8 protein-coding genes and 1 other RNA gene are annotated in these 13,917 nt (G+C 34.4%); 3 read left to right on the top strand and 6 right to left on the bottom strand.

What is annotated here, in order from left to right; genetic code table 11:
* Positions 1 to 2: 2 nt before the first annotated feature.
* Positions 3 to 2,552, bottom strand: a complete 2,550-nt coding sequence (gene gyrA / locus ABD816_RS17950) for a DNA gyrase subunit A (protein ID WP_344929738.1) — start codon at positions 2,550 to 2,552, stop codon at positions 3 to 5.
* Positions 2,553 to 2,923: 371 nt separating this feature from the next.
* Between gyrA and ABD816_RS17945 the strand changes: the two genes are divergently transcribed.
* Entirely contained in the window at positions 2,924 to 5,482 is a 2,559-nt protein-coding gene (locus ABD816_RS17945; protein ID WP_344929736.1) for an ATP-dependent Clp protease ATP-binding subunit, read from the top strand.
* A gap of 329 nt (positions 5,483 to 5,811) precedes the next feature.
* Here the strand turns inward: ABD816_RS17945 and rny are convergent, their stop codons facing one another.
* From rny to ABD816_RS17925, 4 genes are all read right to left on the bottom strand, one after another.
* Positions 5,812 to 7,377 carry a ribonuclease Y gene (gene rny / locus ABD816_RS17940; RefSeq protein WP_344929735.1) on the bottom strand — a complete coding sequence of 522 codons (1,566 nt, stop codon included), beginning with the start codon at positions 7,375 to 7,377 and terminating at the stop codon, positions 5,812 to 5,814.
* 54 nt (positions 7,378 to 7,431) lie between these two features.
* A non-coding RNA gene (gene ssrS, locus ABD816_RS17935) (6S RNA) lies at positions 7,432 to 7,553 on the bottom strand.
* A gap of 56 nt (positions 7,554 to 7,609) precedes the next feature.
* Entirely contained in the window at positions 7,610 to 7,900 is a 291-nt protein-coding gene (locus ABD816_RS17930; protein ID WP_344929733.1) for a cell division protein ZapA, read from the bottom strand.
* A gap of 7 nt (positions 7,901 to 7,907) precedes the next feature.
* Complete coding sequence (locus tag ABD816_RS17925) at positions 7,908 to 8,198, bottom strand: hypothetical protein (protein ID WP_425549124.1); 291 nt, start codon at positions 8,196 to 8,198, stop codon at positions 7,908 to 7,910.
* A gap of 180 nt (positions 8,199 to 8,378) precedes the next feature.
* On the opposite strand from ABD816_RS17925, the gene ABD816_RS17920 reads away from it, so the two are divergent.
* Together ABD816_RS17920 and ABD816_RS17915 are read left to right on the top strand one after the other, a co-directional pair.
* Complete coding sequence (locus ABD816_RS17920; protein ID WP_344929729.1) at positions 8,379 to 10,067, top strand: M23 family metallopeptidase; 1,689 nt, start codon at positions 8,379 to 8,381, stop codon at positions 10,065 to 10,067.
* Between the two features lie 13 nt (positions 10,068 to 10,080).
* Positions 10,081 to 12,546 (top strand): TonB-dependent receptor, encoded by a 2,466-nt coding sequence (locus ABD816_RS17915; protein WP_344929728.1) that lies wholly within the window; start codon positions 10,081 to 10,083, stop codon positions 12,544 to 12,546.
* A gap of 93 nt (positions 12,547 to 12,639) precedes the next feature.
* Here the strand turns inward: ABD816_RS17915 and ABD816_RS17910 are convergent, their stop codons facing one another.
* Positions 12,640 to 13,782: a cysteine desulfurase family protein gene (locus ABD816_RS17910; protein ID WP_344929726.1), complete on the bottom strand. Its 1,143-nt coding sequence runs from the start codon at positions 13,780 to 13,782 to the stop codon at positions 12,640 to 12,642.
* Positions 13,783 to 13,917 lie beyond the last annotated feature (135 nt).

The raw sequence follows: 13,917 nt of genomic DNA, 5'->3' as shown, positions 1-13,917 counted from the left end.
ATTTAATCCTTTTGTGTTTCATCAATATCCGTGCCATCAATACTATTTTCATCATTGTCTTCGGCAGGAATATTTAGATCTATATTATTTTCATCTTCCTCTTCTACCACGTCTTCATCATGCATTACTTTAGCAACGGCCGCAATAGAATCTTTTCCTTTTAAATTAATCAAACGAACCCCCTGAGTTGCTCGTCCCATAACTCTTAAATCCTCAATGGCTAATCTAATTGCAATACCAGATTTATTAATTATCATTAAATCATCAGTATCCATAACATTTTTAATGGCCACAAGATTCCCGGTCTTATCAGTCACAGAAATCGTTTTCACTCCTTTACCACCTCGATTCGTAATTCTATAATCTTCTAACTTAGAGCGTTTACCATATCCATTCTCAGAAACTACAAGTATATCGCTCTCCATATCGTTGACAGCAACCATTCCTATAACCTCATCTTGTTCATCAGCTAATCGTATACCACGAACTCCAGAAGCTCCACGCCCCATAGGCCTCGTTTTCTCTTCCTCAAAACGAATCGCTTTTCCTGATTTTATAGCAAGCATTACCTGGCTTTTTCCATCTGTAAGTTTTGCTTCTAACAGCTCATCATCATCTTTTATTGTAATCGCATTGATACCATTTGTTCTTGGTCGCGAATATTGTTCCAAGGATGTTTTTTTGACCTGACCACGTTTAGTTGCCATTATGACATAGTGAGAATTGATATATTCTTCGTCTTTAAGATCCTGAGTACAGATAAAAGCTTTTACCTTATCATCACTCTCTATATTAATCAAATTCTGTATCGCCCTTCCTTTAGATGTCTTACTTCCTTCAGGGATCTCATAAACTCTCATCCAGAAACATTTCCCTTTTTGAGTAAAGAATAACATATATTGGTGGTTAGTACCCACAAATAAATGTTCTAAGAAATCTTCATTTCTTGTAGTACTTCCTTTCTGTCCCACTCCTCCTCTATTCTGTTTCTTATATTCTGTCAGAGAAGTACGTTTTATATATCCCGCATGCGAGATTGTAATGACTACTTTTTCATCCGGAATCATATCTTCTATACTAAGATCACCTCCGGCATATTCTATCTGAGAACGTCTGGCATCACCATACTTTTCTTTTACTTCTTCGAGCTCTTGTTTAATGATCTCCATTCGACGTTCTTTCTTTGCAAGAATATCTTTAAGATCCTCTATCGTCTTCATCAATTCTTCATACTCTAAGCGTAACTTATCCTGCTCCAGCCCTGTGAGTTGACGCAATCGCATTTCTACTATTGCTTTTGCTTGAATTTCTGAAAGTTTAAAGCGTTCAATCAATTTTTCTCTAGCTTCATCCGCATTAGAAGATGCTCTGATCAATGCTATTACTTCATCAATATTATCAGAAGCTATTATCAATCCTTCTAATATATGAGCTCTCTCTTCTGCTTTTTTCAACTCATACTTTGTGCGTCGCACCACAACATCATGTCTGTGCTCCACAAAGTAATGAATCATTTCTTTTACATTCAGCAACTGGGGTCTTCCATTTACTAAAGCAATATTATTAACACTAAAAGAAGATTGTAATGCGGTATACTTATATAAAAGATTTAATACAATATTAGGTATCGCATCTCTTTTTAAAATATATACGATCCGCATTCCTTTCCTATCCGATTCATCTCGAATTGATGAAATACCATCTATCTTTTTGTCATTAACAAGATCAGCAGTTTTTTTGATCATATCTGCCTTGTTGACCTGATAAGGTATCTCACTAACAATAATGCACTCTCGGCCATTAACTTCTTCAAAACTAGCTTTACCTCGCATTACCACACGTCCCCTACCAGTTTTAAACGCCTCTCTCACCCCATCATATCCATAGATCACGCCACCTGTCGGAAAGTCAGGCGCTTTGATATGCTGTATGAGTTCATCAATTTCTATATCGTTATTATCTATGTAAGCAACGGTTCCGTCGATAACTTCACTTAGATTGTGTGGAGGCATATTAGTTGCCATACCTACAGCAATCCCGGATGCACCATTAACTAATAAACCAGGGATTCTACTAGGTAAAACCGTTGGCTCTTGTAGAGTATCATCAAAATTAAAAGTATGATCTACAGTATCTTTATCTATATCTGCGAGCATATCCTCTGATATCTTACGCATTCTCGCTTCTGTATATCGCATTGCAGCAGGACTATCGCCATCTACAGATCCAAAGTTACCTTGACCATCTACCAGCATATAACGCAGACTCCATTCTTGTGCCATACGCACCATCGCGTCATAAACAGAAGTATCTCCATGTGGATGATATTTACCTAAAACTTCACCGACAATTCTTGCAGATTTCTTGTGTGCACTACTTGCCCTAACACCCAGTTCATGCATTCCGTATAAAACACGTCTATGCACAGGTTTAAGACCATCTCTAACATCCGGTAATGCACGAGATACTATAACGGACATCGAATAATCGATGTACGCTGACTTCATCTCATCTTCTATATTGATAGGAATTAGCTTTTCTCCTTCAGCCATAAAAATTATTTTATTCTAAAATTATTTAATAAACGCGCTAATTTAAATAAATTACGGTTGCTTTAACTGATAAAACCTTAAGTAATATACGTAATTTATTAACAACTTAAACGACCTATATAGTTAATAAGTCTATAATCTTAGATTTTGATTATTAAAGCATTTTTTGTCTATTTACTAATTAAAGGCAAAATTCTTATAAATACATTGCTGATTTAACAGAAAACATTCTGTTTACAAATTAAAAAAGAACTATTGTAAAGTGGCATAGATTTGCGGTAATTATGACAATTTTTAGTTAAAGGAATAGTTTTTGCTATTGTAATTTGAAAAATTACTATATTTATTAAAAAGAAAAGGAACTAAATTGTATGGATGATAATTTTTCACCTAGAGTAAAGGATGTAATTGCTTACAGTAAAGAAGAAGCTCTTAGATTAGGGCATGACTTTATTGGAACAGAACATTTGATGCTAGGTTTGTTGCGGGATGGAAGTGGAAAAGCAATTAATATATTAGACGCCTTAGATATAGACTTAACGAATCTAAGAAGAAAGGTTGAAATACTTAGCCCTGCAAACCCCAGTGTTGCTATTGCAACGAATGAAAAAAAGAACTTACATTTAACAAGACAAGCTGAAAGAGCATTAAAAACAACTTTCCTAGAAGCAAAGCTGTTTCAAAGCTCTTCTATCAATACAGCTCATTTGTTATTATGTATTTTAAGAAACGAGAATGACCCAACTACAAAGCTTTTAAATAAGCTTAAAGTAGATTACGATAATGTTAAAGATCAATTCAAATTTATGATTGCTAACGAAGAAGAATATATAGAAAACCCAAAGGCGGAATCATTTTCTGATGATGACGATATGACTGGGGATGCCTCAAAAGAAAACCCTTTTAACTCTCCTGCTGGAGGTAATAAATCAACTAAAAAATCTAAAACTCCGGTCTTAGATAATTTTGGAAGAGATTTAACAGTAATGGCAGAAGAAGGAAAATTGGATCCTGTTGTAGGCAGAACAAAAGAAATCGAACGTGTTTCTCAGATCTTGAGTCGACGTAAAAAGAACAACCCACTCCTTATAGGAGAGCCTGGTGTAGGTAAATCTGCTATTGCAGAAGGTCTTGCATTGCGAATTGTTCAAAGAAAAGTATCCCGTATTTTATTTGACAAACGGGTGGTCACTTTAGATTTAGCAAGTTTAGTAGCTGGAACTAAGTACAGAGGACAGTTTGAAGAACGGATGAAAGCCGTGATGAATGAATTAGAAAAAAATGATGATATCATCCTTTTTATAGATGAAATTCACACTATTGTAGGCGCCGGTGGTGCTACAGGAAGTCTGGATGCATCAAACATGTTCAAACCCGCTCTGGCAAGAGGAGAAATACAATGTATTGGTGCTACTACACTGGATGAATACAGACAGTACATTGAGAAAGATGGAGCACTCGAAAGGCGTTTTCAAAAAGTAATAGTTGAACCTACTAATGTTGAGGAAACTATTGAAATCCTAAACAACATTAAAGAAAAATACGAAGAACATCATAATGTTACTTATACTGACAAAGCTATTAAAGCTTGTGTCACATTGACAAGTAGATATATGACGGATCGTTTTTTACCAGACAAGGCCATAGATGCATTAGATGAAGCAGGATCGAGAGTTCATATCATAAATATAGATGTCCCGAAGAAAATTTTGGATCTTGAAAAAAAACTGGAAGAAGTCAGAGATCTGAAAAACAGTGTTGTTAAAAAACAAAAATACGAGGAAGCTGCAAAACTAAGAGATGATGAAAAGAATCTTGAAAAGGAATTAAGTATTGCCCAAGAACAATGGGAGAAAGACTCTAAGCTTCATAAAGAGACTGTAGATGAAGAAAATGTTGCTGATGTAGTTTCTATGATGACGGGTATTCCAGTAAATAGAATTGCACAAACAGAAAGCAATAAATTAGCAGAATTACCGCAATTGATCAAAGGAAAAGTAATCGGACAGGATGACGCTGTAAGCAAAGTTGTAAAAGCTATACAACGTAACCGCGCTGGATTAAAAGATCCCGATAAACCTATTGGATCTTTCATTTTTCTAGGTCAGACTGGGGTAGGTAAGACACAATTAGCAAAAGTACTTGCCAGAGAGCTTTTTGACAGTGAAGATGCGCTGGTACGTATTGACATGAGTGAGTATATGGAAAAATTTGCTATTTCAAGACTTATTGGGGCACCTCCGGGATATGTAGGATATGAAGAAGGTGGACAACTAACAGAAAAAGTGAGAAGAAAGCCTTATGCTGTTATTCTATTAGATGAAATTGAGAAAGCACACCCAGACGTATTTAATATGATGCTACAGGTGTTAGATGATGGATTTCTTACTGACAGTCTTGGTCGAAAAATTGATTTCAAAAATACAATTATCATCATGACTTCTAATATTGGAGCACGAAAACTCAAAGATTTTGGTCAGGGAGTTGGATTTGGAACTGCTGCAAAGAAAACCCAATCAGAAGAATATGCAAAAAGTGTGATCGAAAACGCATTGAAAAAAGCTTTTGCTCCTGAGTTTTTAAACAGAGTAGATGATGTGATCGTATTTAATGCTTTAGAACGCGAAGACATCCATAAGATCATCGATATAGAATTAAATAAATTATACAAACGAATCGGTGCATTAGGTTATGATTTATCGCTAACCGAAAACGCAAAGGATTACCTTACTGAAAAAGGTTTTGATAAGCAATATGGAGCGAGACCTCTTAAAAGAGCCATTCAAAAATATATTGAAGATGCTCTAGCAGAAAAAATAATTAATGCAAAACTAGAGGAAGGTGACAGTATTGTTATGGATTTAGATAAAGACAATTCAGATGAACTTATCATTGACATTAAAAAAGCAGAAAAACCTACAGAATCATAGTTAGCGAAAAGTAACAATACTCTGTAAAAAAAATTAGGCTGGTTTTAAAAAACCAGCCTAATTTTTTATCCTATATTTTTAAACGATACTTAACGTATAGTTTTCATCATAACTTAAACCACTTCAACAAACGGTATAAAAGGCTACTTTCTATGGAATAGCAATATAAAGTATACGTGAAAATTTATCTAATTTAAAAGATTCCACCTCAATCAAATACTAATATTAGAGTTGTTGTTTTCTAAAAACTACTTGTAAAAAAAGACTCTCTTTTCAGAAAGTCTCTTTTATGATATAGATTATTACGACAATATCTTTTTATCTACTTACTATTTGGCAATATTCACCGCTCTAGTTTCTCTAATTACAGTTACTTTTACCTGACCAGGATATGTCATATCTGTTTGTATTTTTTGAGATATTTCGAATGACAGACTGGATGCTTTTTCATCATTTACCTTTTCGCTCTCCACAATTACACGTAATTCTCTACCTGCTTGTATGGCATACGCCTTTTTGACACCGCTAAAACCAAAAGCTATGTCTTCTAAATCTTTTAGTCTCTGAATATAAGAATCTAACACCTGACGACGCGCTCCGGGTCTAGCTCCACTAATAGCATCACACACCTGAACAATAGGTGATATTAACGCTGTCATTTCTACTTCATCGTGGTGAGCACCTATTGCATTACACACCTCTGGCTTCTCTCCATACTTTTCTGCCCATTGCATCCCTAATATAGCATGTGGAACTTCTGTCTCCGTATCTGGCACTTTACCTATATCATGTAACAATCCTGCTCTTTTAGCTAATTTAGGATTTACACCTAACTCTGCTGCCATTACACCACATAATTTTGCTACTTCCCTGGAGTGTTGTAATAAGTTTTGCCCATAAGAAGAACGGTATTTCATTCTCCCTACTGTTTTTATCAATTCAGGATGCAATCCATGAATTCCAAGATCGATTACAGTTCTTTTACCAACATCAATGATTTCTTCATCAATTTGCTTTCTGGTTTTCTTCACAATCTCTTCAATACGAGCAGGGTGAATTCTACCATCTGTCACTAACTTATGAAGAGATAAACGCGCTACTTCTCTACGCACAGAATCAAAACAAGATAATATAATTGCCTCAGGAGTGTCATCCACAATAATTTCTACACCAGTAGCTGCCTCAATAGCTCTAATATTCCTACCCTCACGTCCAATAATTCGACCTTTTACATCATCACTTTCTATATTAAATACAGAAACGCAATTCTCTACAGCCTCTTCTGTACCTATTCTCTGGATCGTATTAATAATAACTTTTTTAGCCTCTTGTTGAGCAGTTAGTTTTGCCTCTTCAATCGTACTTTGTATAAGCGCCATCGAATCAGTCTTAGCCTGATCTTTTAAAGAAGCTACTAATTGTTCTTTTGCATCTTCTGCTGATAAACCCGAAATAACTTCTAATTGCTGTACCTGACTATTATGCAATTTTTTTAACTCACTTTGCTTTTTTTCTAAATACTCATTGCGATACGCATAGTCCTTTAATTTCTCCTCTAACTCTGTATTTAATTTTTTATTCTTTGATAATTCATTAGATACTTGAGACTCTTTATCTCTTGTTCTTTTTTCAGCATCAGCAATTTTTTTATCTCGCGACAAAATCACCTTTTCATGTTCTGATTTTAACTCAATAAACTTCTCTTTAGCCTGAAGTATTTTGTCTTTTTTTATGGTTTCCCCCTCGTTTTTTGCCTCTCTTAAAATGCTCTGCGATGTTTTGTTTGCATTTTTTATGATCTCAGAAGCTTTATTACGCTCCAGCACCTTGGCAATAACAAAACCAATAACTAAACCAGCCACTGCAGCAATAATCAAAAATATAATTGTATCCATAATTCTAGTTAATGTTTATATATAAAAAAAGCCTGGACTAGTTGGGTTTTGTATAAACTCTGTTAAAACAGGTTTAGGGCTAACAAATTGCTCAAGGATCCGTCATACTGATTTACATCAGCACGGCTTGCTTTTACAACTTAAACTCACCCTTTTTAAAAAAATTCTTGTTGAGTTTATCAAAAAATAATAACTAGTACAGGCAGTAACCTTATTTATTTAAATGAACGTTTTATAGCAAATGATCTTGTAACAATTCATTCAGCGAATTAAGCCGATCTGTTATAAGTATCTCATCACTATCTTTATCTATTCCCTTTTGCTCTACTTGTGCTGCAAACTGTAAGGCGCTCATCGCCAACACATCTTGCTTATCTCTCACTGCATAACTTTGCTCAAACTGCTTAATCATCTCCTCTATCTTCTTTGCTGCTTTACGCAATCCTTCTTCTTGATCAGGATTAATTGTCAATGGGTATACACGATCCGCAACAGATATTTTGATTTTTAGCTTATTTGCCATATTCTATTTACTCTGATAATTGAGCTATACAGACATCGATCTCTCTTATTAAAGCATTTATTTTGAGTTTGGTTTCCCTTTTGTATTTATCACTGCCTAGCATTGCATTTGCATTCTTGAGCGCACTGAATTTTTCTTCCCAATGCTTTAATTGATCACGTTGAGACTCTGAATCAGACTTCAATTTCTGTATTTCATCCCGAAGACCAGCATTTTGTTGTTTCACTAATTCATATTTGTGAAGCAACTTACTTATCCTATTCTCAAGAGAATCAACAATTTCAATTAAATTACCCATTATACTTTAACACAATACTTCGTTACACAAAGTTAACATACCAATTGAAAAAACCCAATAGTTTTTAAACTAATTTTAGTCACTCGCAATCTTATACATCAAGTGATTAATTTTTAGTCCCTTAGTTTTTCATCTATCAACATTTTAATTTTAAATACTAAATATTTACTTTTACCAACTATGCGAGCAATTATTATACTTTCTCTATGTATTATTACTACTGTATACAGTCAAAAAAACATTCCACAAGATTATTTCAGATCTCCTCTTGATATTCCTCTTGCAGTTTCAGGAACTTATGGAGAATTAAGATCTAATCATTTTCACTCTGGCTTAGATCTTAAAACAGAAGGACGGGAAGGACTCGATGTACATGCTGCTGCAGAAGGAACTGTTAGCAGGATTAAAATTTCTAATTTTGGATATGGAAAAGCAATTTATATCGCACACCCTAATGGATATACCTCTGTATATGCTCATTTAAAAAAGTTTTCTCCAGCAATAGAAGCATACATCAAAAAAAGACAGTATGCTAAAGAATCCTATGAAATCCAGCTATATCCAGAAAGTGGAACCTTGCAAGTAACTAAAGGTGAAATTATAGCTTATAGTGGAAATAGCGGTGGTAGCGGTGGCCCTCATTTACATTTCGAAATTAGAGATGGTAGAGGACGTCCAATGAATCCAATGAGATTTGGTCTCGATATTGCAGACACTAAAAAACCTACTATTAATAGTGCATGGATATACAGCCTAGATAAAAACACCCATACCAATGGAAATCAAAAACCTCATAAACTTCGCTTGATACCACAAGCGGATGGAACTTTTAAAGCAGAGAAGATAACTGCCTTTGGTACTATTGGAATTGGCGTAGCAGCCATAGATCAATTGGATCTTGCAAACAATAAAAATGGCGCTTATACGTATGCTACTGAGGTAAATGGTCAAAAAAACTTTGAACTTAAAATGGATCGTTTTTCGTTTTCAGAAACACGATATATCAATCGACTTATTGATTACGGTTATTTTAAAAAACATCGTGGTAGGATCGCAAAACTTTTTATCGAAAAAAACAATCCTCTGACTATATATAACGATGTTATCAATAATGGATTTATTAATATAAAAGATAGCATGTCGTATACAGTAAAAGTTACTGTTGAAGATTTTAAGAACAATGTCTCTACAATTATTATTCCTATACAAGGGGAAAAAACAAATGAAATATCCGTATCTGAAACAATAAAAACAACTGAATATGCTAAATCAAGTGAAAATTACACTTATAGTTCAGGTATTTTTGATGTTTTTATAGAAAAAGGTTCTCTATATGAGAATACCTATCTTGATATTAAGACTCAGGGAGATGTAATCAAGATACATACCAGTGATGTACCACTGCATAAAAATATGACCATTGCTTTTGATGTATCAAATTATCTAGAAGCGGATAAGCAAAAATTATATATTGGTAGATTAGGCAGTAACAACAAACATTATTATAGCAGTACTAAAAAGAAAGGAAACCGATTTACCACCAGGACAAGAAGTTTTGGTAGTTATTCGCTATTTACAGACATAGAAAAACCTATAATTGTGCCTATAAATGTTTCTGAAAATAAATGGATATCCAGCGAGCAATTTCTAAAATTTAAAATTGATGATACTGATTCTGGAATCAAAAATTATAGAGCAACAATCAATGGTAAATTCATTCTTATGGAGTATGATTACAAAACAGGTACATTGATTTATGATTTTAATGACAAAGTTATTACCGAAACAGAAAATAAATTCAAACTTATCGTGTTAGATAAAGTAGGAAACCGCAGTACTTTTGAAACTACATTCTTTAGAAAATCATAAACTCACTCTCTCTTTGAAAAACTCATATCTATTTCTCATTTTTTGCTTAATTTTTACCAGCAATATATCTTTAGCACAAACGGCCATCTTAAAAGGTGTAATTCTTAATGAATCCAATCAACCGGTATCTGGAGCAGAAATCATGAATAAAGATGGAGGAACGCTTTCTGATGAAGATGGCGTATATGTGTTATCAATACCAGCAAATGAAGATGTAAGAATTAAAATTTCTTATTTGGGGTTGAAAAACATTTCATTCAAAATCAATTTAAAAGAAAATCAGGAATATGAACTTAATCCTGTTCTTAAAACAGATATTGAGCAAATGAGTGAAGTTGTTATTTCTGGAAGAGAGCGCAAGACAGTAGAAGGAATTACAACATTAGATCAGGAAACTATACGCATGACTCCATCTGCACAACCAGGCGTAGAAGGACTTCTAAAAACATTACCTGGTGTTAGTTCTACTAATGAATTAAGCACACAGTATACGGTAAGAGGTGGTAACTTTGATGAAAACCTTGTATATGTTAATGAAATAGAAGTATATAGACCATTTCTTATTCGATCTGGTCAACAAGAGGGTTTGAGTTTTGTTAATAACGATCTTGTAAGAAATGTTGATTTTTCTGCAGGAGGGTTCCAAGCTAAATATGGTGATAAACTGTCCTCTGTATTAGACATTACCTATCGCAGACCTACTCAATTTGATCTTTCTGCAGATTTCAGCCTATTGGGTGGAAGTATTGCTGCCGGAGCAATTTCTAAAAACAAAAAAATTGCTGGAGTTGTTGGGGTACGATACAGAGATAATAGCTTATTAGTCAATGCTAAAGAAACAGAAACAAACTTCAGACCAAGGTTTGTGGATGCACAAACTTATTTATCCTACACAGTATCTAAAAAATTCGAATTAGGATTTTTAGGCAATATTGCTATAAATTCTTACGATTATGAGCCTATTTTCAAACAAACAAATTTTGGTACATTAACAGAACCAATTGCTATCAGTGTTTTTTATGAAGGTCAGGAAAAAGATAAATACGATACATATTTTGGAGCATTAAAAGGAACTTATAGTGTAAATGAAAACTTAACATTACGATTCATTACCTCATTATACCAGACTCAGGAACAGGAATACTTTGATATTCTAGCCGCATATTCGCTAGGAACTGTAAATACAGATATAGGAAGTGAAGATCTCGGTGAAGTAGAGTTTCAAGAAGGTATTGGCGCTCAGTTAACCCATGCCAGAAATGACCTGGATGCTTTAATAATAAATGCTGAACACAAGGGAACGTATATTAAAAACCAACACCAATTAGATTGGGGAATCAAATATACATCAGAAGACATTAGAGATCGAATTCAGGAATATGAGATTATTGATTCTGCAGGGTTCTCGATCAGACCTCCTCTACCCGATTTTATTAATGACCAACCTTATACACCTTATACGAGTCCTATTGTACCTTTTACAGAAGTTCGTGCTACGAATAAAACAAAAATTGATAGAATATCAGGGTATTCACAATATAGTATCAGAACAAATGTTAAAGAACATGAAGTCTGGGCTAATGCCGGGGTACGCTTTCATAATTGGACTGTTAGTGGTGATGGGATTAATAGTCATACGCAAACAGTTTTCAGTCCAAGAGCTCAAGTTGCTATAAAACCTGATTGGAATACGGATATGATTTTTAGAGCATCTGGTGGATGGTATCATCAGCCTCCGTTTTACAGAGAACTACGTGATTCTTTAGGAACAGTTAGACCACAGGTCAAAGCACAGCAATCTATGCATTTGGTCTTAGGAAATGACTATAGTTTTGAGATGTGGGGAAGACCTTTTAAATTAACTACCGAACTATATTATAAAAAGCTTACTGATGTCAATCCATACACAATTGAAAACGTAAGAATTAGATATAGAGCACGAAATAATGCTGTAGCATATGCAGAAGGAGTGGATGTAAGACTTAATGGAGAGTTTGTTCCAGGAACAGAAAGCTGGATTAGTGTAGGAGTACTAAAGACCGAAGAAAACATTGATGACAGAGGATATATTTCAAGACCCACCGATCAAAGACTCAAAGTAGGAATTCTTCTTCAGGACTACGTTCCTAATATACCAAACCTTAAAGGTTATTTAAATCTTGTATATCAAACAGGGGTGCCTGGAGGATCCCCTAGTTATGCAGATCCTTATGACTTTCAATCCCGTCTTCGGGATTACCGACGTGCTGATTTAGGCATTCTATATGTGGTAGTTGATCAAAAGAACAGAAGGAAAGAAGGTAACTTTTTTAATAAATTCAAAGAATTACAGTTAGGATTTGAAATCTATAATATTTTTGATAATCAAAATGCAATTACCAATACATTTGTAAGAGATGTAAATGTAAAACAGCAATATGCACTTCCTAATTTCCTAACACCTAGGGTATTTAACGTGCGCGTAGGCATGAAGTTTTAACCTTTTATAGCTGCTTTTTTTAGAATGACGCTTGTAGAAAGCGCCTAATCAACTTATCCACTAGCGGCTATATATCGTTTCTAAAATAAATACTTATATTAATGCTTTCAATTCATTTATCACATAATCAATCTCTTCTTTCGTATTAAATTTCGAAAAAGAAAAACGAATAGAAGGCTTTTTCATATCCTCGTCAGTCAGAATCTCTGCAAGCACATGCGACCCTTTACCACTACCACTTTGACAAGCACTACCTTTGGAACACGCTATTCCCTTTATGTCTAATTGAAATAACACAATACCCGCTTTATCGGCAGATACAGGAAGACAAACATTAATTAATGTATACGTGTTGTGAGTAACATCCAGACAATTAGCATTAAACTTAACTTCTGGAATCTTTTGTATTAACTGATTGATAAAATATTGCTTTAAATCAGCAATATAAGCTTTTTCTATAGCTAGATGTTCATAAGCCAGACGTAATGCTTCATCCATCCCTGCAATATTATGCACGCTTTCAGTACCTCCTCTATATCCCCGCTCCTGCTCTCCTCCATAAATAAGAGGTTTTAACCCTGTATTTTTCTTAAGGTAAGCAAAACCAATACCCTTAGGACCGTGGAACTTATGAGCGCTGACTGCCATAAAATCTACCTTACTATCATTTAGGTTAACCTCATAATGACCTACGGACTGCACCATATCACTATGAAATAAAGCTTCATAATCTTTACATAAGGCTCCTACCTTATTGATATCTAAAATTGTTCCTATCTCATTATTAATATGCATTAAACTTACCAATGTTTTCGCAGACATATCCATCAGCAACTGTTCTAAATGTGCATAATCTATAGTTCCATCGGTAAGAATCCTAACATATTCTACTGTAATACTTGTTTTGGATTCAATTTCCTGTACGGTATGCAATACGGCATGGTGTTCTATTCTGGAAGTAATAATTCGTTGCACCCCCAGATCCCTCACTGCACTATTTAATACAAGGTTATCTGCTTCTGTACCACCAGAGGTAAAAATAATCTCAGAGGCAGTAACCCCCATATATTTTGCAATATTTTTTCGTGCCTGCTCAATATGATTTTTTGCTGATCTTCCATATGCGTGACTAGAAGATGGATTTCCATAATCACCTTTCAATACAGAGGTGATTACCTCTACAACTTCTGGTCGCAATGGAGTTGTTGCAGCATTATCTAAATAAACCTTTTGCATTAAATTCATAAATTTAGTTGATAACCAGATGCAAATTTAATTAAAATTAAAGATGAGCTATATCTATTAACAAATCCTTAGTTTTAAAGAGACAAATCTAAACCGAATAAATTTATTTTCCTCACGATACCTTAT

The organism is Aquimarina addita (assembly GCF_039539305.1).
Lineage (GTDB): Bacteria > Bacteroidota > Bacteroidia > Flavobacteriales > Flavobacteriaceae > Aquimarina > Aquimarina addita.
This window is presented reverse-complemented; position numbering and strand designations above follow the sequence as displayed.